Below are 22,405 nucleotides of genomic sequence, written 5' to 3'. Positions count from 1 at the left end.
TGTTTGGCAAATCGCGCTACGATTCCGCCAGAATCATTTCCATGGTGTCATAGGCTTTGGAGACGATTTTTTCAATTTCTTCGTCGGTTTTTGCTTCCAGACAGGCTTCGTACATGGCTTGCAGCTCCGCGTCCAATGCACCGTAGAACCGCGCGTGGGTCACTTCGTTCCGCAGGGCAGTGTATTTTGAAAACATCTCCGCAGCATTCGGATCGTGCAAATTGCGCTGGCAAAAACTGTGTTTCCAATCTTGCATTAAATCTCCCCGAACAGGGACACCATAGCACCCCGCAAGCAAGAATGTTTGCAGTTCCCGTTCCGTTTCTTCCAAAGAATCTTCACAGCGACCCCAGCTTATCATTGTATTTCGCCCTAATGCTGTCTGAACATCGTCTCGAAACAGAAATTCCACTATGCGAAAAGCTGACTCAGGGTGTTTTGTATTGCGATTAACACCGGCATATGCTGTGACAGCAGCAGTCACGCCGCCTTCTGTATTCTGGACAGGACAAAAGTCTTGCAATCCTGTTTTTTGCTCTGGCTGCAAATCGTAATCCTGATAGTTCCACTCCCCCATGTCACAGTAAGATAAAAAATATTGGGTGAGAAATCCGTCAGAATCAGCTTTATCTGAGAGATATTGTTTATCCAACATCAAATTATGTTTCACTGTATCCAGCAGTTCTTTTTTAGAAAATAACAGATTATTCTGCGAGTAATCCGCCAGCTGTCCAAACAAGTCTGCAAATTGTTGCTTTGCAGCCACCGCCAGACTATGCTGCTCAATTTTCTGAGACGGTTTTAATTCGCCGCTTTCCTGCTCATATACAGTAATAGGGAAAGTAACGGTAATTGGCAGCACCTGCTGCCCCTCTTCTGTCTTTCCGGCATTCAAGAGCGTGGGCGTCAACAAAGAAATATCCAACCAAGACGCATTTTTTATCCGATCGTCTAACGGCAAAAAAATTTTATTTCCCATCGCAGCCTGCACATCGGGAAAAAGTCTTTCGGCAATCTCATAATTTGAAGAAACATCAAAGGAGGTAGCAGCTTTTTGAAAGCCAGCTCCCCACCCGGGCAGAGAACAGGACAAGAAAAAGACGTCTGGTCCTCCTCCAGCCATAATTTCTGTTCGCAGCGCACTGAGCCGTGCAGAGCGTTCAGAATTTTCCAGCGGAAGAAATTCCAGAACAATGTCTTCTTTTGGCAGCTCTGTCAAATATGAAATATAATTAAGAAACACTTCTTTCTCCGTTATGCGGTACGTTCCCTGAAATGGTCCCTCAGCGTTCCAATCGCAGAAAATCCAGATTTTCTGGTGCTGCTCCGCTTTTTGGCAACCAAAACTAAGACCACTGAACAAAAGTACAGCACAGAGTATTGCAATAAATCTTTTTCCAGTTTGGTAAAATTTCATAAGTCTCTACCCCACCTCGGAAAATATAAAAGATGGCTGAATCCATCAGAATCCAGCCATTTTGACTTGTTAAATTTTTATTCTTCCGCTTGCCGTTAATAATACAAATCTGTAAACCATCCGCATTTACCACATACATAGCGATGTGCGCCTTGATAAACACCCTGATAATCACAAAGTCTATCACAGCGAGGGCAAACGACCTGGTAAATCGGCGGTCTGCGGAGAATGACGCTTTCGGCGGCGCAATCGGCGCAGCCGTCATGGTCGTGGGTTTCCGCGGCAGCGGGCAGGGCAAAAATCGCCAGAGCCAGCGCCAGCACCAACAGCAGGGACAGGATTTTCTTTGCTTGCATGTACATCGTTCCTCTCTTTTTTATTTTTTGTAATGAAAGTCGGAACGAAGAAAGCAGTTTGTGATACCAGGAACCGCGGTACTGCGCCCTTTCTGGAAAATAGACACAGCGAAATTTTTCTTTTAGGAATTTCACACAAGTTCTCTTCTGGCTGTTTTCCCAAATAATAGGAAAGCTGTCAACAAAAACTGGAAAATTTTCGCAGTTTCGTTCGACACGCTTCGACAAAGCTTTTCTTTTCAAAGTACAAGATCGCAGATACGCCGCAGGAAATCAAATATTCTGATAATCGGCAATGATCTGCCGGGCAAGCTTGGCGTCTACCCGAATGAAGCCCTCCGGGTCTACAAAGTCCAGCGTGCGCAGGACCTCCTGGGACTGCTTATACACGTCCAGTTTGGTAGAGTGGTACACGGGCTCGGTCTTTCGGGGCAGGAAAATGGCGAACTCCATCTCCCCGTCCTTCTCGTTGATCCGGCTGAAATAAGCGTGCACCCGGCTGACCTTATAAGTGTTTTTGATAATGCCGCAGAGGGCGTTCTTCACCAGCTCTACCGCCACGTCGTCGTACCCGGCGTCAAAAATGAGTATCTTTTCTTTCAGCTCGGCAAGATTCTTCACGCTGCGCTTGACATAGTCCTTCACCGCTTCCGTAGGCTCTACCGCGCCGTTGGTGCCCAAAGGAGCGGTGCTTATCACATAGCCCGCCACGGGATCGGTGTAGATAAAGGGATACGCCATGGCGGCAAAGTAATTGCAGCGCTTGCAGCGCCAGTCAAACAGCGTTTCTTCCAGAATGCGCTGTTTGAAATCCGGGTTCTCCCTGCTGTTGATGCTGGAAAACAGCTGGTATTTCTGCGATTCCCCACATTGGGGACAAATGATGTCCTTTACGATTTCCGTTGACATTCCCACATTTCCTCTCACACAGGTTTCGTCTCGCATCGAGACGGAAATCAGCCCTCAAAGGGCAGATCGTCATTTTCGTTGGAAGCTGCCGGAGCTTCCGGCTTTTCCTCGCCATCGTCTGCCGCGGGCTCGGAAACAGGGTCATGATCGAAGCACGCCACGTCGTCCAGAGAAATTTCTTCCCGCTCCTCCTCCGGGGCAAGAGCCGCGTCGATGACGGAATTGTCCGCCTGATAGAACTGCTCCAGCTGGTTCAGCGCCTTTTCCATACGCGTTTCAATGGCTTCCAGCTCCGCGCAGTGGACCTCGGTGGCAGGGTTGTTCCGATCCCGCAGATTATTGTAATAATAGCGCCCCAGAGCGAGGTATTCCTTTTCCGCCGCCTTTTCCTCACAGCGGATCACCGTGCGGATACGGTTGAGGTACGCAGTTTTACGGCTTTTCTCCCCCAGGTAGCTGGCGGCGTCCCCCACCGCTTTTCCGATACTTTCCAGAAATTTCATATGATACACACCTTTCCTCTGCGGCGGGCACGTGGGGAGCCGATCCTTTTCCCGCGCCTCCCGGCAGCCCAGCCGCAGCTTTGAAAATATCTTCTGGAAAGTATTATAACGCAATTCCGGGAAAAATAACAGCCCCTATTTTGGGAAATTGCAGATTTTACCCAACACTGTACAAAAGCTTGCATTTTTTCTGTTTTCCTGCTATCCTATAATATAGAACATAAGTTCTGATATCGTGCTTAGGACCCTATGTGATTACAAAAATTTTCAGTATGGAAAAAGCGTTTTTTCAAGTGCGCAGCCGACTGAAGAAAGAAAAAATTTCACAAGACGGTCGAAAGGAAGATGATGAAAATGGCGGTGAAGCTTTTCAGCTATGACATGCTGCAAAATGCGCTGGGACAGGAGGACGGCACGGAAGAATCCACAAATCTGGGAAATTTGCAGGTGGCGAAGGCTGTGCTGCGCAGCGCCATTGCTCAGGAGCTGACCCAGCGGCAGCTGGAATGCGTACAGCTCTATTTTTACGAGGGGTTGACGGAGGAGGCGGTAGGAAAACGGCTGGGCGTTTCCAAGTCCACCGTTTGCAGGCATTTGCAGCGGGCAAAGCGGCGGCTGGGGCGGGCGGTGAGCTATGGCGAGGTCGGCAGGAAACTCGGCGCGGGGGAAAATTGATTTCCCGCTGTACAGGCGGGGAAAAATCCTGTATAATCGTGGAAGAAAAAAGTTTTTCACCATTCGGGCAAGGAGAGGAATTTCACGATGACCAGGGAGCGGGACGCGCTGATAAATCGGCTAAGGCACATCAAAATGTTTGTGCTGGACATGGACGGGACCATCTATCTGGGAGAGCGGCTGTTCCCTTTTACGGTCGGCTTTTTAGAACGCGTTCAGGCGGTAGGAAAGGATTTCTGCTTTTTCACCAATAACAGCTCCAAAAACCGGGAAGCATATCTGGAGAAGCTGGGGCGCATGGGAATTGAGATCCCGGCGGAAAAAATGATGATCTCAAACAGCGTGATTTTGGAATGGCTTTTGGAGAACCACCCCGGGGAGCGCGCCTATGTGGTGGGCACCCCCCTGCTTCTGGAGGATTTTCAAAAAGCAGGCGTTGCCCTTGACGCCACCGACCCGGACTATGTGGTGCTGGGCTTCGACACCACGCTTACCTATGAAAAATTGTCCAAAGCCTGTGGGTTCGTGCGGGCGGGAAAGCCCATTTTCGGCGTGAACCCGGACTTTAACTGCCCGGTGGAAAACGGGTTTATCCCGGACTGCGGCTCTATGGCGGCGCTGGTAAAGGCTTCCACCGGGGTGCAGTGCGAATTTTTCGGCAAGCCCTCCCGCCACACCCTTTCCTATTTGCTGCGCCGCACCGGCTGCCGGGAATCGGAGCTGGCTGTGATCGGCGACCGGCTCTATACGGACATTGCCGTGGCGGCGGGGACAGAGGTCACCTCTATTTTAGTGATGAGCGGCGAAACCACCCCGGCGCTGCTGGCGGCAAGCGATGTGCAGCCGGATTTCACCGTCCGCGATCTGGGAGAGCTTACGGAGCTGCTTTCTGAAAATCTGTAATCGAAACCTCCCCGGCTTTTTGCAAAAGTGCATAGTGCCCTGCATTTTGCGCACACTAGCGGCAGAGCAAAAAGCGAAGGAGCGGTTTTATGGAATATCTCAATGCCTTTTGGGTAGGCGGGCTGATCTGCGTCATCGGTCAGCTTTTGATCGACCTGACGAAGCTGACGCCTGCCCGTATCATGGTGCTGTACGTCACGCTGGGCGTGGTGCTGGGCGCGGTAGGGATGTACAAGCCTTTGGTGGACTTCGCCGGCTGCGGGGCGACCGTCCCCCTGTCCGGGTTCGGCTGGGCGCTGTCGGAGGGCGTGAAAGAAGCGGTGCACGAAAAGGGTATCCTCGGCATTTTCACCGGGGGCTTTACCGCCGGAGCCGCCGGGACCGCCGCCGCGGTCTTTTTTGGCTATCTGGCGGCGCTGCTGGCAAAGCCCAAGGATAAGTCGTAACACGTCCCATATAAATCTGTTCTTCCAGTGCCGGAGCATAGCTCCGGCACTTTTTAGAAATTACTGTTAAAGGAAAAATGCACTTGACGTTTCTCTTCCCTGCTGTTAAAATGAAATGTATTAAAAATAAGTGTTGTCTGTTTGTTAGCTCTTTTCCACACAGAAAAGAGCGCCTGTCCTGCCGGAAAAGTTAAATCACGTACAGACCGCATAAAATGATCCTGGAACTGCCCTGCTGATTTTCGGTTTTCCTTTTCCCTCTGTCGCTGTGGATTTCCCGCCAACCGGGAGAGAAAAGCTCAGAGCTGCGTTCCCCCAAAACACGCCGGACAGGAAGTCGCCAAAATTCGCACCGTGAAGGGGTGTCAATGATGAGTAAGACAAAAAAAGCGCTGAAGGGATATCTGCTGATCGCGCCGCTGATGGCGGGGTGCATTTTATTTTACGCTTTCCCATTCCTGCTGGTCATGCGGTATTCTTTTACCTCCGGCACGGGAGACGCCATGGTTTTCACCGGGATCGATAACTATTTGGAGATCATGAAAAGCGACACCTTCCGGCAGGCGTTTGGAAATTCCCTGCGGTTCCTGGCGGTAGGGCTGCCGCTTATCATGGCGCTCGCCTATCTGACCGCCCTGCTGATGCAGAAGCAGGCGGATAAGCACAAGCTGCTGAAATCCGTGTTCCTGTTCCCCTACGTGATGCCGGTCGCGGGCACGGTGCTGCTGGTGGACGTTATCTTCGCCGAAACGGGGCTGTGGAACCGCATAGTCGCCGCCATGGGCATTCCCGTGTCCGACCTGCTCAGCGGACCGATGGCGTTCTGGATCGTGGTGCTGCTGTATTTGTGGAAGAACATGGGCTACAGCGCCATTTTACTGCTGGCAGGGCTTATCACCATTCCCGGGGAGCAGTATGAATCCGCCGATCTGGACGGGGCTTCCGCCTGGCAGAAATTCCGCTACATTACCACGCCGCAGATGTGGTATTCCGTGTTCTTTGCGCTGGTATTCTCCGTCATCAACGCCTTCAAGTGCTTCCGGGAGATCCTGCTGATTGGCGGCAGGCACCCCAACGCGGACCTGTATATGCTGCAGCACTTCCTGAATAACAGCTTTGAGAACATGAACTATGCCAAGCTGTCGGTGGCGTCTATCCTGTTGCTGCTGGTAGTGCTGGTATTCTTCGCCTTTTTCTATCGCTTCGTGAAGAAAAAGGAGGTGTCGTTATGAGCATGGGCATCAAAAAGAAGCAGAAGCTCATGCTGGGCGTTGGCACGGCTTTCGCCCTGCTGGTTTCCATCGTCTCCCTGGCGCCCTTTGCCTATGTGCTGTTTTGCAGCTTTTTCCGGGAAGACGCGGGATTTTCCCTGCTTTCCTACTATGATGTGTTTTTGGGCTCCGCCCAGTATTTGAACCGCTTCTGGGTAAGCCTTGGCATTTGCCTGTGTATCGCGCTGGGGCAGCTATTGGTGTCTATACTGGCGGGCTACGGCTTTGCGAAAATAAAATTCCCCGGCAGCGACCTGCTGTTCTTCTGCACCATGATCATCATGCTGCTGCCCATTCAGGTGACGCTGGTGCCGAACTACATCATGCTGGACAATCTGAAGCTGCTCAATACATACGCGGCGCTGATTTTGCCCGCTGTTTTCGCCCCGCTGGGAACGTTTATCCTGACCCAGAGCTTCCGCTCGATCCCGGACAGCATCATCGACGCCGCCATGCTGGACGGCTGCGGCATTCCCAGGATCCTTGTGAGCATTGCCTCGCCCATGAATAAGAGCGGGCTGGTGTGCACCCTGTTGCTTTCTTTTTTAGACGGCTGGAACATGGTGGAGCAGCCCATTGCCTATCTGAAAGATTTTGAGAGCTATCCCCTCTCTGTGGCGCTGGCGTACGCGCCGCCGGCGGACCCCTCTATCCAGCTGGTCTGCTGTGTGCTGGCGGCGTTCCCGCCGCTGTTCCTCTTTACCTGCTTCAACAAGGAGCTGGTAGAGGGCATCACCCTTGCGGAGGTGAAATAAATGAAAAAGAATGCGATCTGTATTTTCAGCCTGCTGTTCTGGGCGCTGCTGATGACGACCTTTTTGTCCGCCCGGGTGGAGGAAGAAATGATACCGCTGGTGGTGCTGACAAAGCCCAGCAGGGACATGGTGCTGACCGAGGACACGCTGTTTTACGACCAGAACGGCGCTCATCTTTATCAGGCGGTGGAGGGCAGCGGCTGGGAAAGCGGCACACGGGCGCAGGAGGTTTCTCCCGACAGCTACTTCCTCAGACCTGAGGGCGGCATCCTGTCGCCCACCTCTTCGGATTTTGTACAGTTTTCCACCCGCCCGTTCACCTCGGGCGATTTACTGCAAACCCAGGCAAAGCGGGAAAAGAGCGATGATTACTGGCTCGTCACCTGCTACGGCGAGCGCCCGGAGGTCAAGGAGCTTCCCAGGAAAAGCGCGGTGGAAGCCCAGACGGACAGCGCCCTGCTCATCTCTGTGAAAAACTCTCAACTGCCCTTCTTCGCGGAGCAGGCAGCGTCAAAAATTTATTGGGAAAACCCGGTGACAGTTGCGCCGGAGGAGGCGAAAGGCAACGCCGGGCTGACGGACAAAAGCTTTTTCAGCCTGCTGGAAACTGAGCGGTTTCTGGATCAGCTTCCCCTGCTTGCCGTGCTAATCGTGATTTTGCTGGTTACCGTGGCACTGTGGGCGGTCTCCTGCTGGCTGGCGAAAGCGCCGAAGCGCAACCGAAGGCTGCTTCTGACAAATATTTTTCTGGCTGCGGCAATGACAGCAGGCGCGTTCTTCCTGCTGAAAGCCATTCAGCTCCCCTCCTCCCTGCTGCCCCAGCGTACCATTACGGATTTCGGCTACTACAACCGGGAGTTTTCGGAAATCTTCGGCGCCCTGCGGGAGCTTTCCGCCTCCGGCAGCCAGCCTGCCGCCGATTTGATAAATCATGCCAACACTATAACCGCCGTCTTCTTTGCCATTGCCGGCGCGGGCGCAGCGGCAGCCATTGCCATTATTCTGCTGGAACACAGGCTGGCGCAGAACAGCGCAAGCAGGAAAAAGAAAAAAGCAGCGGCGGATACCACGCTGTAAGCGCGGCTGAAACGTTATGAAAGCATGACAAAAGCTCCCTCGGAAATTCCGGGGGAGCTTGCTTTTGCATTTTTACAAAACGCTTACTTTTCCTGATAGGAAGGGGCGTTTTTCGGTGTGCCGCCTTTTATGACGGTACGATAATAGGGATAGGTCAATGGCTCTTCCTCGCTGAGGACCTCCATTTCCTCCGCTTCACCGATAAACAGGATATGGGTGCCCAGGTCCAGCGTATTGATGAGACGGCAGCTATAGCGGGCGCAGGCGTTTTCCCAGCAGTAGGGCATTCCGGCGGCGTCACGGACTGTGGAAGCGCCGTCGTACTTTTCCGCGTCCCGCCCGGAGCGGAAGCCGTATTTGCCGATAAAGGGCAGGTCCGCGCGCTGATCCAGCGCAACGGCGGCAAAGCGCCCGGCTTTTTGAATCAGCTCACAGGTCAGGTTGTCCTTGTTCACCGCAACGGAAAGCCGGACAGGCTTGGACGTGACCTGCGCCAGCGTATTCACCACGCAGCCGCTGCTTTTTCCCTCTGCCTCCGCAGAGACCACATAAAGACCATAGGTAATTTTGTACAGAGCTTTTTCGTTCATTTTTGTTTCCTCCTGTATTGCTGCTTTTCTCTATGATACCCGAATCTGCGGAGTTATTCAACCGCTTTTTCAAAAAATACGCTGCTGGCCGTTTTTCAGAGAGGGCGGGGCTTTTTCCCGAAGGATCAGCTCCGGGGAAGGCTGCCCGGTCAGAAGGGGCGACGCAGGGTCATGGGCTTGCAGGTTCCGCAGGGCGGCGGCCCGGTTTTTCACCGCGTAGCAGTAGGCACAGCCGTTGCCGCAGGAATTGTACGCGCCGATATCCACGCTTTCCATGCAGCCGCAGGCGGGGCGCTGCCCGGCGTCCTTTTGGGCGGTAAGCCCACAGCCCAGCAGGCGCTCCATGCGCGCCCTGTCGATACAGGCTCCGTGGGAAATGCCGCAGCCGGACAAGTCGATCTCCTCGGCGCAGGTAAACAGCGGCAGCCCGTATTCCGCGGCAATGGGCGCGAGAAGGTCGGCGGTCCTGCGGATCTCCGAGGGGGCGGCTTCGGCAAAATTTTTCCCCAGATGCCGGTAATGATCCACAAAGCTGAGAATACAGCGGGTGGTCAGCGGCGCAAGGTCGTGACAAAGGCGGGCGAACTGCTCCGCGTACCAGAAAGGGGTGTGGGCGTCGTCCAGCACGATAGGGTCAAACCGCCAGTCCACCCGCTCCCTGCCCAAGGTCCCGCTGAGAAAGCGGAACGCTTCGATCCGCTCTGCAAGCGGCGGCAGGGCAGGCTCCCAGGTTTTGTCAAAGGCGGTGACAGTATACTGGAAAGAAAAGCTGGGATAGCCCAGCCCGGCAAGCTTCGGCAGGCGCGGCAGGAACGGAATAGGGTTCTTTGTCCAGAACACGATATGATCCACCGTATCCGGGGAAAAAAGCAGCCTTGTGGCGTGCTTTGCCCGGTAAGGGTCGGGAATGAGCACCTCTCCCGCTTCCAGGCGGCAAAGCAGCCATTCCCCATAGAATGCCGGGATATCTGTCCGGCGGCTTGCGCTTAAAATCATCGTCTCTCCCCCCCGTTTTGGATAGTATAATCGGGGAAAGAGGGAAAGTCAAGCCGGAGGAAGCCCAAAATTGGAAAAACCGCCTAAAAATCTTTACATTTTTCTGATTTTCTGGTATGATTTGAGAAAAGCTTTCAGGAGGTTTCTGTTATGGCACTGATCCAATGTAATTTCTTTTCCAAATCCCTCATGCGCACCGTTCCCATTCAGGTGGTGCTGCCCACGGATAAGATGACGTTCCCCGGACAGCCCGTGCCCGAGGAAAAGCCTTTTAAGACCCTTTACCTGCTTCACGGCGTTTTTGGGAACTATACCGACTGGGTATCCGGCACGCGGATACAGACCTGGGCGCAGGACAGGAACCTGGCGGTGGTCATGCCTTCCGGGGATAACGCTTTTTATGTGGATAACGAAAAATCCAACGCCAACTATGGCTCCTTTATCGCAAAGGACCTGGTAGAGTTCACCCGCAAGAGCTTCCCGCTGTCACGCAAACGGGAGGACACCTTCATCGGCGGGCTTTCCATGGGCGGCTTCGGCTCTATCGTCAACGCCCTGCAGCACCCGGAGACCTTCGGCGCGGTGTGCGCGCTGTCCGCCGCCACCATTCTGGACACGATCCCTCAAAACACGGAATACACGGATTTCCTGATGACGAACCGCGGATATTACGAATCTGTTTTCGGGGATATCGACAAAATCCGGGGCGGGAAAAACGATTACGATTTTCTGGCGGAGCAGGTGGCAAAGGGCGGAACGAAGCCGAAATTCTTTATGGCCTGCGGCACAGAGGACAATTTGATCCACCCGAACCGCGCGTTCCGCGACCACCTGAAGCAGCTGGGCTATGACGTGACCTGGGAAGAAGGACCCGGCGGGCACGACTGGGTGTTCTGGGACACCTATATTCTGAAAGCCCTGGAATGGCTGCCGCTGGACGACGTGACCCAGGGGGTCAGCTCCGGGCACGTGACAGAGTAAGAGCCTACGCTTTTCCGGGAGAAAGGAGAGACAGTACATGGCACTGCTTCGGTTCAATTTTCAAAGCGACTGCTTGGGCAACAACACGGAAATCTCCGTGATCCTGCCGGACAAAGCACCGGGCGTGACGCCGGAAAGCTTTTACGGCAGCGGGAAAAAATATAAGGTCCTCTGGCTTCTGCACGGCACTTTCGGCGACCACACGGATTGGCTGCGCAAAAGCAATGTGGAGCTGTACGCCTGTGAAAGAGGGCTGGCGGTGGTGATGTTCAGCGGATTAAATTCAAATTATGTAAACTGGGATTCCTTTGCTACCGGGTACCGCCCGTGGGATTTCCTGTTTGATGAGCTGATGCCGCTGGTGTACGGCTGGCTGCCGATTTCCGACCGCCGGGAGGACAATTTCATCGCCGGGCTTTCCATGGGCGGGAACGGCGCTATGCAGTACGCCATGGGACACCCGGAGAAATTTGCCGGGGCTGCCAGCCTGTCCAACGCCCCCACCGACCTCCGGGAACAGCAGGCTGCCGGATATGACGGGAAAGCCGAGGGAGACGCGGCAAAGCTGTTTAACCGGCGGGTGCGGAATCTCATCGACAATTTCGGCGGGATTGAAAATTATGTAAACTCACCTCTCAACATTTGGGACAGGCTGACGGAACTGAACGGCACGGGGAAGCTGCCGAAGCTTTTCTTCTGCTGCGGTACAAAGGACACGCTGATCTGGGACAAATACGTGAACTTCAAGGCGTACGCGAAGCAGATCGGTCTGGACGCCGCTTTCTGGGAAGCCGAGGGCTACACCCACGAATGGCGCTTCTGGGACCTTTCCCTCCAGCGCGCGCTGGACTACTTTGGGCTGTAACACCAAAAAACAACTGGCAACTACAGGAAACGCCGACCCGCTCAGGTCGGCGTTTCCTGGTTCTATTGGGAGAAACTGAAAAATTTCTTTCCTTTTTCGTGAAAAAGCGGTATACTGGACAAATAACTGTTGGGAGGGCGGTAGTATGCAGGAGAAAAAGCAGCGCATTGTGGTAAAGGTGGGCACCTCTACCCTGACCCACAGCTCGGGAAGTTTGGATCTGCGCAGCATGGAGCAGCTGGTGCGTATCCTCGCTGACCTGAAGGGCGCGGGGCATGAGGTGATCCTTGTGACCTCCGGCGCCATCGCCGTGGGCACTGCCCGGCTGGGCTTTTCGGAGCGCCCCCGGGAGCTGCGGTTCAAGCAGGCTGCCGCCGCGGTGGGACAGTGCCGCATGATGCACCTGTACGACAAGCTGTTCAGCGAATACAACTGCTCCATGGCGCAGATTTTGCTGACCGGCGACGACGTGGAGGACAGGGAGCGGAGCGTCCATTTGCAAAGCACTTTTTCCGCTTTGCTGGAGCTGGGCGTGATCCCCGTAGTGAACGAGAACGACTCGGTCTCCTCGGCGGAGATCGAAACCGGGCAGCACAAGGTCCTGGGTGACAACGACACCCTTTCCGCCATTGTGGCGGCGCTGTGCGGGGCTGACCTGCTGGTGCTGTTCAGCGATATCGACGGGCTGTACAGCGCCGATCCCCGGCAGCACCCGGAAGCCACCCTGCTCCACAGCGTGACGGAGCTGACGCCGGAAATCCTGAGCATGGCAGGCGGCGCGGGCACCTGGCGGGGCACCGGCGGCATGGCGACAAAGCTTTCTGCTGCCAAAATCGCCATGGACGCAGGCTGCGATATGGTCATCACAAACGGCGCGCGCATGGAAGAATTGTACGGTATCGCCGGCGGAGAGGAAATCGGCACACGGTTCCTTGCTAAACATGGAGGAGAATAATATGACCACATTGCAGATCCAGGGCGCGGCGGCGAGAAAAGCGGCTTACCTGCTGGCGGAAGCGGCTGCTGAGCAGAAAAACCGGGCGCTGCTTGCCATTGCGGATATGTTGGAGGAACGGCAGGAGGAATGGCTTTCCGCCAACAGAGAAGACGTTGCGGCGGCAAAGCGGGAGAATATGATCCCTTCCCTGCTGGACAGGCTGACCCTGACGCCGGAACGGGTACGCGGCATTACGGCTGGGATACGGGAAATTGCGGAGCTGCCCGACCCGGTGGGCGGGATCGACAGCCGGGAGGTCCGCCCCAACGGGCTGGTGCTGTGCAAAAGGCGGGTGCCGCTGGGCGTGGTGGGGATCATCTTTGAAGCCAGACCCAACGTGGTGGTGGACGCGGCGGCTTTGTGCCTGAAATCCGGCAACGCCTGCATTCTGCGGGGCGGGAAGGAAGCCATTCGCTCCAACCGCGCGGCTGTCAAACTGATGCGGGAAGCCCTGGAAGCAGCCGGTATCCCTGGGGACAGTATCAGCCTGGTGCAGGACACCGGGCGGGGCTCGGCAGAAGAAATGATGCATTTGGACGGTTATTTAGACGTGCTGATCCCCCGGGGCGGCGCGGGGCTGATCCGCAAAGTGGCGCAGGAAGCCAGCGTGCCGGTGATCCGCACCGGCGAGGGCGTGTGCCATGTTTATATCGACAAAGACGCTGATCTTTCCATGGGGGCGGAAATCCTGTACAACGCCAAGTGCTCCCGTCCTTCGGTGTGCAACGCGGCAGAGTGTGTGCTGATACAAAAAGACGTTGCGGCGGACTTTTTGAAGCTTGCCCTCCCCCTGCTGGACAAAGACCGTGTGGAGCTGCGGTGCGACAATGATGCGCTGACGCTGCTGGGAAGCAGGGGCGTTCCGGCGCAGGAAAGCGATTGGGACGCGGAATACGGCGACTATATTTTAGCGGTGCGGCTGGTGGAAAACGTGGAGGAAGCCATCGGCTTTATCCGGCAGCACACCACCGGGCATTCGGAGTGTATCGTGACGGAAAATGAAGCTGCCGCGGAGCGCTTCCTGAATGCCATCGACGCGGCGGCGGTATACGTGAACGCTTCCACCCGCTTCACGGACGGAGGAGAGTTCGGGCTGGGGGCGGAGATCGGCATTTCCACCCAGAAGCTCCACGCCAGAGGTCCTATGGGGCTGCGGGAGCTGACCTCTTACAAGTATGTGGTCTATGGCAAGGGGCAGGTGCGCTGAGGGGCTCACGCCTTTTGCGTGGGGCAATGGAAAAAATAGAACGTGACATAAAAGGGGGTACTATGAAATTACTGTTTTTGTTTGGCGACGCCGCTGTGGGCAAAATGACAGTCGGGCAGGAGCTTATGAAGCTCACGGGGCTGAGGCTGTTTCACAACCACATGACTATCGAGCCGGTGCTGGAAATATTTGGGCAGTACAATACTGCAGCGATAAACAGGCTCCGGCAGGTCATTTTTGAGGAGTTTGCCAAAACGGAAAACTATGGCATGATCTTTACCTTTATGTGGGCGTTTGACCAGCGGTCCGACTGGGAGTACGTGGAGCAGATAAAAAGCATTTTCCAGCCCTACGGCACGGAATTTTACTACGTGGAGCTTGTGGCGCCCCTTGAAGTGCGGCTGGAAAGAAACGCAACGGAAAACCGGCTTCAAAATAAGGCTTCCAAAAGAGACGTGGAAACTTCCAACCAAAGGTTACTCCGCGATGACAGCAATTACCGGCTGGAAAGCAGGGACGGGGAAATCCCCTTTGAAAATTATATGAAGATCGACAACTCGAACCTCTCCCCTGCCCTTGCCGCGCAAAAGATCAAAGAAAAGTTTAGGCTGTAGTTTCACCATCAGAATATCCGAATCATCTATAAAAAGAGATAGTTTTCCCGTTTTGAGAAAGCTATCTCTTTTTGCATGAATTGCGTTACTCTGAAATATTTGCCGAAAGTTTCTCTCTGCAAGTGATACCCGTTGCGCATTCTGGTGTTTGCACCGCTTCAAGCGCCATCTTGCGCAAAAGTTCTTTTTTTCTTTGCAAAGGGGGGCGCTGCCCCCCTTTGCGATTCCCTTCTTTTTGGAAGCGGCTAAATCCTTTTCCCGCGCATTCCGGGAATGTCAGTGCCCTATCGCCCAGAAAGGAGTGTACCCGAAAGCCGCTAAAAAAGACGGTTCCACGCGGGAGAATTGTGATATTTCCTCTCACAAAGTCTTTTTCCCGCGCACTTTTGAGGTGATGGCGGCAGTCTCCCTGCACAGCCGGGTGATTTCTGACCAGTTCTGCTCTTCGATGAGCTTTTCCGTCACCATATAGGAGCCGCCGCAGGCGCAGACCACCGGGCAGGAAAGATACTCCTCCAGATTTTTCAGGGAAATGCCCCCGGTGGGCATGATACGGAACATGGGGAACGGCACGCTCATGGCTTTGATCTTCGGCAGCCCGCCGGACTGCTCCGCCGGGAAGAATTTCAAAATTTCCAACCCGAATTTCAGGGCGGCATGGTAATCTGTGGGCGTGGTGCAGCCGGGGTAAATGGGGACCTGCTTCTGCTGGCAATAGGCGACCAACTCCCCGTCAAAGCCGGGGGTCACGATAAATTCCGCCCCGGCGGCAATGGCGGCGTCCACCTGTTCCGTGCGCAGCACCGTGCCTGCGCCCACCAGCATTTCCGGGCAGGCTTCCTTCATCAGGCGAATGGCGTGCTCCGCCCCGGCAGCCCGGAAAGTGACCTCCGCCCCGGGAATTTCCCCGGCACAGAGAGCCTTTGCCAGGGGCGCGGCGTCGCGCTCCGGGTGGTTCAGCTTGATAACGGGGAGCACGCCGATCTGTTCGATCCTCTGGTCCACACGATTCATAGAAAATCCTCCTTTACACGCCGGAATAGGCGGAGAACCCGCCGTCGATGGGCAGCACCACGCCGGTGATGAATCCGGCGGCTTTTTCGTTCAGCAGGAACAGCAGCCCGCCAGCCAGCTCCTCCGGCTCGCCGAAACGCTCCATGGGGGTGGCGGCTAAAATTTTCCCGGTGCGGGCGGTGGGCGTGCCGTCGTCGTTCCACAGAAGCTTGGCGTTCTGCTTTGTAGAGAAGAAGCCGGGGGCAATGGCGTTCACGCGAATGCCCTCCTTGGCAAAATGCACCGCCAGCCACTGGGTAAAGTTGGATACCGCCGCTTTCGCCCCGGAATAGGCGGGTATCTTTGTCAGCGGCGTGTAGGCGTTCATGGAGGAAATGTTCAGAATGCAGCAATTTTCCCTGCCCAGCATTTGGCGGGTAAACGCCTGGGTGGGGATCAGGGTGCCCAAAAAGTTCAAATCAAAGACAAAGCCCACGCCCTTGGCGTCCAAATCAAAAAAGCTCTTGGTTTCACCGTCCAGATCGCCGGGCTCGTAGTATTCCTTATCGGTCGTGGCGCGGGGATTGTTGCCCCCCGCCCCATTCAGGAGAATGTCGCAGGGTCCCAGCTCGACAAGCACCTGGTCGGCGACCACGCGGCAAATTTCGCTGTCCAGCACATTGCAGGCATAGGCTTTCGCCATGCCGCCCTCCCGGCGGATCTCCTCCGCCACGGCTTCGGCAGCTTCGGCATTCAGGTCGAGAAGGGCGACCTTCGCCCCTGCCCGCGCCAGCACCCTGGAAAAATACCCGCACAGCACGCCGCCCGCGCCTGTCACCACCGCCACCTTCCCGGACAGATTGGTATTCAGTACGTTTGGATTCATATTACCTTCTCCCTTCCTACGTTTATTCAGAGTAAAAACAATCTTCCGTCCACTTTGCAGGATTTGTATCAATGTACTCCCAGATTTTCAAATACTCGTCATCTTCACGAATGACATGGTCATAAAAAGAGCGCTGAAACAGATTTCCGTGTTTGCAAATGCGAGTGGTAAGGGATTTGTAAGCGCCTATCACTTCGGAAACCGTAGGGGATGGGCGAGCCCCTCCCGTTTTTTTCCGTAAACGAAGGATCAAATGAATGTGGTTTGGCATAATCACATATTTATCAACACATACGGAGGGAAAACGATTTTCCAATTGATTTATCTGCTTCTGCGCAACTTTCCCGAAATTTGTCAATCGGGTTGCGGGAGGGGCAAGCCCCTCCCCTACAATCCGGCTAAGCAGGCACGCCCTATTCTGTGTACAAATCGTGATAAAATACGCGCCGCTCGAACTGTAATCGAAATCTTTCAGCCTGGGAGATTTCCTTTTTGGCAAATTCAAAACGATCTGCTCTCCTTTTCTTTCTCGCAGGCTTCGAACAGCCCGTTCAGATAGGCGGCGCCCAGGGCGCGGTCAAACAAGCCGTAGCCGGGCTTGCCCGTTTCGCCCCAGATCATTCTGCCATGGTCGGGGCGGACATAGCCCTCATACCCGTTCTCCACAAGGGCTTTTACGATCTCAGTCATGTCCAGACTGCCGCAGGAGGACAGGTGCGCCCGCTCCTCAAAGGAGCCGTCGGGAAGTATCTTCACGTTGCGAATGTGCATAAAAGCGATCCTGTCCTTTTGGGCGTACTTCCGCACCATTGCCGGGACGTCGTTGCTCTCCGCGCAGCCAAGGCTGCCCGTGCAGAGACACAGGGAATTGGCAGGGCTGTCCACAATGGACAGCAGCCTGTCCAGATTTTTCTCGCAGGTGATGATACGGGGCAAGCCGAAAATGGGATAGGGCGGGTCGTCGGGGTGGATCGCTAGCTGCACGCCACATTCCTCCGCCACCGGGACCGTAACTTTGAGGAAGCGCTCCAAATTCCGCCACAAGCCCTCTTCCCCCAGCGCCCCGTAAGCGGCGATCAGCTCCCGCACCTGTTCCTGGGTATAGCTGGAATCCCAGCCGGGCAGGTGAATGTCATCGTGCAGGGGGTCCAGTCCCTTCAGCTGCTCCCAATACATCACAAGGCTGGTGGAGCCATCGGGGGCGGGCTTATCCAGCTGGGTCCGGGTCCAGTCAAACACGGGCATGAAATTATAGGTGATGCACTTCACCCCCGCTTTGGCGCAGCGGCGGATATTTTCGCAGTAGTTTTTCAGCAGGGCGTCCACTTCTCCCCTGCCCAGCTTGATATCCTCGTGGACGGGAACGGACTCCACCACGTCGAACACCAGCCCGTGGGCTTCGCAGTCCGTTTTGAGCTTTGCCAGGCTTTCCTCGCTCCACACCTCGCCGGGCTTGCAGTCATACACGGCGGAAACGATGGAGCGCATTCCGGGAATCTGGGAAATGTATTCCAATGTCACGGGATCGTCTTCCCCGTACCAGCGAAAGGAAAGTTTCATCTTCACAGCCGACCCTCCAATCCGAAATAGCGCACCGCGTTGCGGTAGCACACGTCCTGCACCAGAGTGCCCAGCAGCCTGTAATCCTCCGGGCATTCACCGGCTTCCACCCAGTTTCCCAGCAGACCGCAGAATATCCGGCGGAAATATTCGTGGCGGGCGTAGCTTAAAAAGCTACGGGAATCGGTGAGCATTCCGATGAAATTCCCCAGCAGCCCCGTTGCCGCCAGCCCGGTAAGCTGGGCGGTGATCCCGTCCTTTGTGTCGTTGAACCACCACGCGCTGCCGTGCTGGAGCTTGCCGGGGGTCCTGCCGTCCTGGAAAGAGCCGGTCAAAGCGTCCAGAAAGGCGTTGTCGTTGCCGTCCAGACTGTACAGGACCGTTTTGGGCTGCTGACCGCCGGAATACATGGCGTCCAGCAATTGGCGCAGTGCTTCGCTGCCGTTGTCGGGACCGATACAGTCAAAGCCCGTGTCCGTGCCCACCTTTTGGAGCATGGTGGAATTGGGGTTCCTCATGCAGTTATAGTGTATCTGCATGACCCAGCCGCGCCGCTCATATTCGGCGGCAAGGAACAGCAGCAGTTCGGTTTTGAAAGCGGCGGCTTCCCGCTCGGTGACCGTGCCGCCGGAGAGCCGTTTCTTCACGATCCCGTCAAGCCCTGTGGCGGTCTCGACGGCAAAAACGGCATGGTCCAAGCCATGGTCGCTGGCACGGCAGCCGTGGACATCGAAAAAGCCGATCCGGCGCTTCAGCGCTTCCTTCAGGCTGTCCATGCTTTCAATGGGCAGCCCGGCTGCTTCGGACAGCCTGGAAAGGTATTCCGCCCAGCCGGTCTTTTCGATCTGCAGCGCCTTGTCCGGGCGGAAGGACGGCGCGACTATGGTAGTCATAGTCGGGTCGTTTTGCAGCTTTTCATGATATTCCAGGGAATCCGCAGGGTCGTCGGTGGTGCCGATAAAGGAAACATTGCTCCGGCGGATCAGCCCCCGCACGCTGAACTCCTCCTGCTTCATCTGCTCCGCGGTCAGGTTCCAGACCTCCTCCGCAGTTTCCCCGGACAGCAGCCCCGTGTAGCCGAAATAATTTTTCAATTCCAGATGGCACCAATGGTACATGGGGTTCCCGATGGCTTTCGGCAGCGTTTCTGCAAATTTCTGGAATTTTTCCCGGTCGGGCGCGTTTCCCGTGACATATTCTTCGCTGACGCCGTTCGCCCGCAGGAGCCGCCATTTGTAGTGGTCGCCGGACAGCCACTCCTGGGAAAGGTTCTCAAAGCGCTTGTCCTCCCAAATTTCCCTGGGGCTGACATGGCAGTGGTAGTCCACAATGGGCATTCCTTCGGCATACTCGTGGTACAGCTTCCGGGCAGCCGGCGTGGTCAGCAGAAAATCGTCCTGTAGAAATCCGTTCATACTTGCAGTCACTTTCCTTTCTTCGCTGGGTGAAAAGTTTTTCGGGCACGGCAATGGGACGCGCCAAAAACGTATTTTATCGCAGGGTTCAGGCTTTCTCGGGTCGTTCTGCTTCAAGGGGCGTTTCCGCGGCAAGCTTTTTCAAAAAGCGCAGCAGCAAAAATGCGCCGATCAGGGACATACAGACCTCGGACACCAGCTGGGCAAGAGACAGCCCGTACAGGGGAAGCAGGGCGTTCAGCGCATAAAGAGCGGGAATTTCCAGCACACCCTTGCGCAGGACCGCCATCAACAGCGACAGGGGTCCTTTCCCCACAGCCTGGAACACGCCTACGGCAAGGAAGTCCATTGCCAAAAACGGCACGGAAACCGCCATGCCCCGCAGGAACCAGCTACCGTATTCCACAGTTTGCGGGTCCTGAATAAACGCCTGCACAATGGGCTGGGAACACAAACAGCAGACCAGCGCCATCACTGCCAGAATGGAGCCGGAAAGGACGGCGGTGAACCGCAGCGTTTTCTTCATGCGCTTGTGGAGCTTCGCCGCGTAGGTGTAGCCGATCAGGGGCATAACGCCCTGGGAAATGCCGTTCCCTATGTACCACGGGACCATGCTGACCTTGGACGCGATCCCCATTGCCGCCAGCGCCGACGCGCCGTAGGGCGCTGCCAGATTGTTCAAAAGCATATGGCTCACCACGTTCAGGAGGTTCTGTATGGACGCCGGCACGCCAACCGTGCACACGCCCTTCACAATGGGCTTGCGCAGCGTAAATTCCTTTGGAGAAATGCAGACATAGGTGGTCTTTCTCTGGAAAAAGAGATAGAAGAAGAAATAGAGCACCGCGCCGCAGTTGGAAAGGAAGGTGGCAAGCGCCGCCCCCTCCGCCCCCATGCCAAAGCCGCCGGGCAGAATGAACAGCGGGTCTAAAATCATATTGAGAATGCAGCCGCTCATTGTGCCGATGCTGGCATGGAGAGTAGCGCCCTCGGAACGGATCAAATACGCCATCACCACATTCAGAATGGAAGGCGTCGCCCCAAGGCAAACCGTCCAGAACAGATAGCTTTGCGTGGCGGCAGCGGTGGTAACGTCCGCGCCGAGCAGGGAAAGCAGCGGCTGCATGAGCAGCACACAGGCAACGGAATACAAAATACCGCAAAAAAGCGAGCCATAGAAGCCAAAGGCAGAGCTTTGCCGCAGGGTTTTGAAATCCTTCTGCCCCAGCGCGCGGCTCATCATGCTGGAGCTGCCCACGCCGAACAGATTATTGACGGCGTTGAATGCCAGCAGCACCGGGGCTGCCAGCGTTACGGCGGCAGTCTGAACAGGGTCGTTCAGCATTCCCACAAAATAAGTATCCGCCAGGCTGTACAGCAGCGCCACAAGGTTGCTGGCAATGGTTGGAATGGACAGGACCGCCACAGCCCGCGGGATACGCTCCCGCTCGAACAAGTCCGTCTTTCTGTCGTTGGTCATAGCTTCTCCTCTCCCAATTCTTCGATTACCATGAAATTTTGTTTTGCAAAAGTTTTGCAAAATCCACCTGCTTTTCAGGCTTTGGCAAAGAGCATTCTACAGAAAAGTGTAGAAATTGTACCGTGCTAATCCTATCATATTTGCAGGGAAAAATCTACAGATTTTCGTTTTAGAAGAAAAATTTGCAAAACAAAAAAGTCACACACCGGGCAGGCGCGCGACTTGGACACTTCGGATCACAGCGCTTCTGCTTCATTCAAAGCGGCGCGATCCCCTCTTTTCAGTTTTTCCTTGTCGGCTTTACATTGAGATCCGGCTTGATGCTTCCCGTGATTTCACCATTCTGCTCCTCAAATTTTCTGATGCTCTCCCGAATCAGGACAAGAATGTGACTGTTCACGGAACGACCTTCATAATCGGCAACAAAGCCCAGCTTTTCAAGCATTTCTTTTTCAATGCGTATGGAAACACTTTTGATTGCCATGCAGTCACCTCATTGTAAACATATTGTGTGTTTATTTTACAGCCAATATGTGTTACAATGTACAAAACAGATATATGGTATATCTAAAATTTCAAAGGGAGACACTGAAATGCGTGTAGCAGTTATCGGATCAAGGGGGCTTCTGGTAAGCGATCTCGAAAAATATCTTCCTGATGGGGTGGTAGAGATCATATCCGGCGGCGCAAAAGGGATTGACAGTTGTGCAAGAGCGTATGCTTTAGAAAATGGGATCCGGCTGACTGAATTTCTCCCGGAATACGATAAGTACGGGCGCTCTGCACCGCTCAAGAGGAACCTTAAGATAATAGAAAATGCCAACCTTGTGCTGGCTTTCTGGGACGGAGTTTCTCGTGGGACGGAATTTGTGATCGACAACTGCAAACAAATGGGTGTCCCTGTAAAAATTTTCCTGCCCAACAAAAGCAAAACCTGATACAGAATCATTTCGCGCGCACCGCACACTCGTGCCTGGTCTTTGCAGCTTAGCGCCACTGGCGCATGATTTTCTCGGTTGTCAGCTCAGTTAACGTCTCCTCTCGGGTTCAAGTCCCTGGTAAGGAAAATAATTGACCCACCCTTTGGGTGAGCCAATTATTTTTGGTGGACCATCAGGGACTTGAACCCCGGACCGACCGGTTATGAGCCGGTTGCTCTAACCAACTGCGCTAATGGTCCATATAAGAATGCCGCCGCTCAATCATAAAGCGGCGGCATCCTCTTTTGGCTCCCCCTGTTGGACTCGAACCAACGACCCTGCGGTTAACAGCCGCATGCTCTACCGACTGAGCTAAGGAGGAATATATCGGCAACCTTGCGATTGCCGGGGTGGTGACCCGTGCGGGAATCGAACCCACGTTAACGGCGTGAGAGGCCGCTGTCTTAACCGCTTGACCAACGGGCCGTAAACTGGCTCGCAGCCAGCTAGAGTGGTGCACCATCAGGGACTCGAACCCGGGACACCCTGATTAAGAGTCAGGTGCTCTACCAACTGAGCTAATGGTGCA

25 protein-coding genes and 4 tRNA genes are annotated in these 22,405 nt (G+C 54.9%); 12 read left to right on the top strand and 17 right to left on the bottom strand.

The genetic code is table 11. The annotated features are described in order from the left end of the window. Window positions 1-16: 16 nt before the first annotated feature. The 4 genes from AB8996_RS03280 to AB8996_RS03265 all read right to left on the bottom strand — a co-directional run bounded on the left by AB8996_RS03280 (window position 17) and on the right by AB8996_RS03265 (window position 3,185). A complete protein-coding gene (locus tag AB8996_RS03280; RefSeq protein WP_369297545.1) occupies window positions 17-1,417 on the bottom strand; it encodes a hypothetical protein in 1,401 nt (466 codons plus the stop codon). A 95-nt stretch (window positions 1,418-1,512) separates the two neighbouring features. Further along, on the bottom strand, window positions 1,513-2,001 hold the full coding sequence (locus tag AB8996_RS03275) for a hypothetical protein (RefSeq protein WP_369297544.1): 489 nt from the start codon (window positions 1,999-2,001) through the stop codon (window positions 1,513-1,515). 45 nt (window positions 2,002-2,046) lie between these two features. Continuing rightward, window positions 2,047-2,682 carry a CpXC domain-containing protein gene (locus AB8996_RS03270; protein ID WP_369297543.1) on the bottom strand — a complete coding sequence of 212 codons (636 nt, stop codon included), beginning with the start codon at window positions 2,680-2,682 and terminating at the stop codon, window positions 2,047-2,049. Window positions 2,683-2,729: 47 nt separating this feature from the next. Continuing rightward, window positions 2,730-3,185, bottom strand: a complete 456-nt coding sequence (locus tag AB8996_RS03265; RefSeq protein ID WP_369297542.1) for a hypothetical protein — start codon at window positions 3,183-3,185, stop codon at window positions 2,730-2,732. A 354-nt stretch (window positions 3,186-3,539) separates the two neighbouring features. Between AB8996_RS03265 and AB8996_RS03260 the strand changes: the two genes are divergently transcribed. From AB8996_RS03260 to AB8996_RS03235, 6 genes are all read left to right on the top strand, one after another. After that, entirely contained in the window at window positions 3,540-3,860 is a 321-nt protein-coding gene (locus AB8996_RS03260; protein WP_369297541.1) for a sigma-70 family RNA polymerase sigma factor, read from the top strand. Window positions 3,861-3,947: 87 nt separating this feature from the next. Beyond that, window positions 3,948-4,763 (top strand): HAD-IIA family hydrolase, encoded by an 816-nt coding sequence (locus AB8996_RS03255; RefSeq protein WP_369297540.1) that lies wholly within the window; start codon window positions 3,948-3,950, stop codon window positions 4,761-4,763. 89 nt (window positions 4,764-4,852) lie between these two features. Further along, complete coding sequence (gene spoVAE, locus AB8996_RS03250) at window positions 4,853-5,209, top strand: stage V sporulation protein AE (protein WP_369297539.1); 357 nt, start codon at window positions 4,853-4,855, stop codon at window positions 5,207-5,209. Window positions 5,210-5,580: 371 nt separating this feature from the next. Beyond that, on the top strand, window positions 5,581-6,441 hold the full coding sequence (locus tag AB8996_RS03245) for a carbohydrate ABC transporter permease (RefSeq protein WP_369297538.1): 861 nt from the start codon (window positions 5,581-5,583) through the stop codon (window positions 6,439-6,441). Next, window positions 6,438-7,235 (top strand): carbohydrate ABC transporter permease, encoded by a 798-nt coding sequence (locus AB8996_RS03240; protein WP_369297537.1) that lies wholly within the window; start codon window positions 6,438-6,440, stop codon window positions 7,233-7,235. The genes AB8996_RS03245 and AB8996_RS03240 overlap by 4 nt, the downstream gene beginning before the upstream one ends. Continuing rightward, window positions 7,236-8,312, top strand: coding sequence for a hypothetical protein (locus AB8996_RS03235; RefSeq protein ID WP_369297536.1), 1,077 nt, complete (start codon window positions 7,236-7,238; stop codon window positions 8,310-8,312). A gap of 83 nt (window positions 8,313-8,395) precedes the next feature. Here the strand turns inward: AB8996_RS03235 and AB8996_RS03230 are convergent, their stop codons facing one another. Further along, window positions 8,396-8,902: a flavin reductase family protein gene (locus AB8996_RS03230; RefSeq protein WP_369297535.1), complete on the bottom strand. Its 507-nt coding sequence runs from the start codon at window positions 8,900-8,902 to the stop codon at window positions 8,396-8,398. Between the two features lie 69 nt (window positions 8,903-8,971). Next, window positions 8,972-9,898 (bottom strand): DUF1848 domain-containing protein, encoded by a 927-nt coding sequence (locus AB8996_RS03225; RefSeq protein ID WP_369297534.1) that lies wholly within the window; start codon window positions 9,896-9,898, stop codon window positions 8,972-8,974. A gap of 150 nt (window positions 9,899-10,048) precedes the next feature. Between AB8996_RS03225 and AB8996_RS03220 the strand changes: the two genes are divergently transcribed. The 5 genes from AB8996_RS03220 (at window position 10,049) to AB8996_RS03200 (ending at window position 14,562) form a co-directional block, all read left to right on the top strand. Next, window positions 10,049-10,879, top strand: coding sequence for an alpha/beta hydrolase (locus AB8996_RS03220; RefSeq protein ID WP_369297533.1), 831 nt, complete (start codon window positions 10,049-10,051; stop codon window positions 10,877-10,879). Window positions 10,880-10,916: 37 nt separating this feature from the next. After that, window positions 10,917-11,744, top strand: a complete 828-nt coding sequence (locus tag AB8996_RS03215; protein ID WP_369297532.1) for an alpha/beta hydrolase — start codon at window positions 10,917-10,919, stop codon at window positions 11,742-11,744. 145 nt (window positions 11,745-11,889) lie between these two features. Then, a complete protein-coding gene (gene proB, locus AB8996_RS03210) occupies window positions 11,890-12,699 on the top strand; it encodes a glutamate 5-kinase (RefSeq protein ID WP_369297531.1) in 810 nt (269 codons plus the stop codon). 1 nt (window position 12,700) lies between these two features. Beyond that, window positions 12,701-13,948, top strand: coding sequence for a glutamate-5-semialdehyde dehydrogenase (locus AB8996_RS03205; protein ID WP_369297530.1), 1,248 nt, complete (start codon window positions 12,701-12,703; stop codon window positions 13,946-13,948). Between the two features lie 62 nt (window positions 13,949-14,010). After that, entirely contained in the window at window positions 14,011-14,562 is a 552-nt protein-coding gene (locus tag AB8996_RS03200; RefSeq protein WP_369297529.1) for an AAA family ATPase, read from the top strand. A gap of 360 nt (window positions 14,563-14,922) precedes the next feature. Here AB8996_RS03200 and eda read toward each other — a convergent pair whose 3' ends face one another. From eda to AB8996_RS03165, 7 genes are all read right to left on the bottom strand, one after another. Next, entirely contained in the window at window positions 14,923-15,576 is a 654-nt protein-coding gene (gene eda, locus AB8996_RS03195; RefSeq protein ID WP_369297528.1) for a bifunctional 4-hydroxy-2-oxoglutarate aldolase/2-dehydro-3-deoxy-phosphogluconate aldolase, read from the bottom strand. A gap of 13 nt (window positions 15,577-15,589) precedes the next feature. Next, entirely contained in the window at window positions 15,590-16,441 is an 852-nt protein-coding gene (locus AB8996_RS03190) for an SDR family oxidoreductase (RefSeq protein ID WP_369297527.1), read from the bottom strand. 22 nt (window positions 16,442-16,463) lie between these two features. Beyond that, on the bottom strand, window positions 16,464-16,946 hold the full coding sequence (locus AB8996_RS03185; protein ID WP_369297526.1) for a transposase: 483 nt from the start codon (window positions 16,944-16,946) through the stop codon (window positions 16,464-16,466). Beyond that, complete coding sequence (gene uxuA / locus AB8996_RS03180; RefSeq protein ID WP_369297579.1) at window positions 16,943-18,001, bottom strand: mannonate dehydratase; 1,059 nt, start codon at window positions 17,999-18,001, stop codon at window positions 16,943-16,945. Before uxuA ends, AB8996_RS03185 begins: the two co-directional genes overlap by 4 nt. A 2-nt stretch (window positions 18,002-18,003) precedes the next feature. Continuing rightward, window positions 18,004-19,416, bottom strand: a complete 1,413-nt coding sequence (uxaC, locus tag AB8996_RS03175) for a glucuronate isomerase (protein WP_369297525.1) — start codon at window positions 19,414-19,416, stop codon at window positions 18,004-18,006. An 88-nt stretch (window positions 19,417-19,504) separates the two neighbouring features. Beyond that, on the bottom strand, window positions 19,505-20,896 hold the full coding sequence (locus AB8996_RS03170) for an MATE family efflux transporter (RefSeq protein ID WP_369297524.1): 1,392 nt from the start codon (window positions 20,894-20,896) through the stop codon (window positions 19,505-19,507). 280 nt (window positions 20,897-21,176) lie between these two features. Next, complete coding sequence (locus AB8996_RS03165; protein ID WP_369297523.1) at window positions 21,177-21,380, bottom strand: Arc family DNA-binding protein; 204 nt, start codon at window positions 21,378-21,380, stop codon at window positions 21,177-21,179. 109 nt (window positions 21,381-21,489) lie between these two features. Between AB8996_RS03165 and AB8996_RS03160 the strand changes: the two genes are divergently transcribed. Then, on the top strand, window positions 21,490-21,834 hold the full coding sequence (locus tag AB8996_RS03160) for an SLOG family protein (protein WP_369297522.1): 345 nt from the start codon (window positions 21,490-21,492) through the stop codon (window positions 21,832-21,834). 165 nt (window positions 21,835-21,999) lie between these two features. Here AB8996_RS03160 and AB8996_RS03155 read toward each other — a convergent pair. The 4 genes from AB8996_RS03155 to AB8996_RS03140 form a co-directional block, all read right to left on the bottom strand. Further along, window positions 22,000-22,076, bottom strand: a tRNA-Ile gene (locus tag AB8996_RS03155). 46 nt (window positions 22,077-22,122) lie between these two features. Beyond that, window positions 22,123-22,198: transfer RNA gene (locus AB8996_RS03150), tRNA-Asn, on the bottom strand. Between the two features lie 29 nt (window positions 22,199-22,227). Beyond that, window positions 22,228-22,302: transfer RNA gene (locus tag AB8996_RS03145), tRNA-Glu, on the bottom strand. 26 nt (window positions 22,303-22,328) lie between these two features. Continuing rightward, window positions 22,329-22,404 (bottom strand) — tRNA-Lys (locus AB8996_RS03140). Window position 22,405: the final 1 nt, after the last annotated feature.

It is taken from the genome of uncultured Neglectibacter sp. (assembly GCA_937958185.1).
GTDB lineage: Bacteria > Bacillota > Clostridia > Oscillospirales > Acutalibacteraceae > Acutalibacter.
Note: the sequence above shows the minus strand (reverse complement) of the source record. Positions and strands in the feature narration are given on the sequence as shown.

Excerpts from the sequence above, each read along its gene's own strand:
- AB8996_RS03215 (WP_369297532.1), top strand. The coding sequence starts at position 10,917 with ATGGCACTGCTTCGGTTCAATTTTCAAAGCGACTGCTTGGGCAACAAC.
- AB8996_RS03245 (WP_369297538.1), top strand. The coding sequence starts at position 5,581 with ATGAGTAAGACAAAAAAAGCGCTGAAGGGATATCTGCTGATCGCGCCG.
- AB8996_RS03170 (WP_369297524.1), bottom strand. The coding sequence starts at position 20,896 with ATGACCAACGACAGAAAGACGGACTTGTTCGAGCGGGAGCGTATCCCG.
- AB8996_RS03240 (WP_369297537.1), top strand. The coding sequence starts at position 6,438 with ATGAGCATGGGCATCAAAAAGAAGCAGAAGCTCATGCTGGGCGTTGGC.
- AB8996_RS03200 (WP_369297529.1), top strand. The coding sequence starts at position 14,011 with ATGAAATTACTGTTTTTGTTTGGCGACGCCGCTGTGGGCAAAATGACA.
- AB8996_RS03280 (WP_369297545.1), bottom strand. The coding sequence starts at position 1,417 with ATGAAATTTTACCAAACTGGAAAAAGATTTATTGCAATACTCTGTGCT.
- AB8996_RS03225 (WP_369297534.1), bottom strand. The coding sequence starts at position 9,898 with ATGATTTTAAGCGCAAGCCGCCGGACAGATATCCCGGCATTCTATGGG.
- AB8996_RS03165 (WP_369297523.1), bottom strand. The coding sequence starts at position 21,380 with ATGGCAATCAAAAGTGTTTCCATACGCATTGAAAAAGAAATGCTTGAA.
- AB8996_RS03160 (WP_369297522.1), top strand. The coding sequence starts at position 21,490 with ATGCGTGTAGCAGTTATCGGATCAAGGGGGCTTCTGGTAAGCGATCTC.
- proB (WP_369297531.1), top strand. The coding sequence starts at position 11,890 with ATGCAGGAGAAAAAGCAGCGCATTGTGGTAAAGGTGGGCACCTCTACC.
- AB8996_RS03190 (WP_369297527.1), bottom strand. The coding sequence starts at position 16,441 with ATGAATCCAAACGTACTGAATACCAATCTGTCCGGGAAGGTGGCGGTG.
- uxuA (WP_369297579.1), bottom strand. The coding sequence starts at position 18,001 with ATGAAACTTTCCTTTCGCTGGTACGGGGAAGACGATCCCGTGACATTG.
- AB8996_RS03235 (WP_369297536.1), top strand. The coding sequence starts at position 7,236 with ATGAAAAAGAATGCGATCTGTATTTTCAGCCTGCTGTTCTGGGCGCTG.
- eda (WP_369297528.1), bottom strand. The coding sequence starts at position 15,576 with ATGAATCGTGTGGACCAGAGGATCGAACAGATCGGCGTGCTCCCCGTT.
- AB8996_RS03260 (WP_369297541.1), top strand. The coding sequence starts at position 3,540 with ATGGCGGTGAAGCTTTTCAGCTATGACATGCTGCAAAATGCGCTGGGA.
- AB8996_RS03230 (WP_369297535.1), bottom strand. The coding sequence starts at position 8,902 with ATGAACGAAAAAGCTCTGTACAAAATTACCTATGGTCTTTATGTGGTC.
- AB8996_RS03255 (WP_369297540.1), top strand. The coding sequence starts at position 3,948 with ATGACCAGGGAGCGGGACGCGCTGATAAATCGGCTAAGGCACATCAAA.
- AB8996_RS03265 (WP_369297542.1), bottom strand. The coding sequence starts at position 3,185 with ATGAAATTTCTGGAAAGTATCGGAAAAGCGGTGGGGGACGCCGCCAGC.
- uxaC (WP_369297525.1), bottom strand. The coding sequence starts at position 19,416 with ATGAACGGATTTCTACAGGACGATTTTCTGCTGACCACGCCGGCTGCC.
- AB8996_RS03270 (WP_369297543.1), bottom strand. The coding sequence starts at position 2,682 with ATGTCAACGGAAATCGTAAAGGACATCATTTGTCCCCAATGTGGGGAA.
- AB8996_RS03205 (WP_369297530.1), top strand. The coding sequence starts at position 12,701 with ATGACCACATTGCAGATCCAGGGCGCGGCGGCGAGAAAAGCGGCTTAC.
- AB8996_RS03220 (WP_369297533.1), top strand. The coding sequence starts at position 10,049 with ATGGCACTGATCCAATGTAATTTCTTTTCCAAATCCCTCATGCGCACC.
- spoVAE (WP_369297539.1), top strand. The coding sequence starts at position 4,853 with ATGGAATATCTCAATGCCTTTTGGGTAGGCGGGCTGATCTGCGTCATC.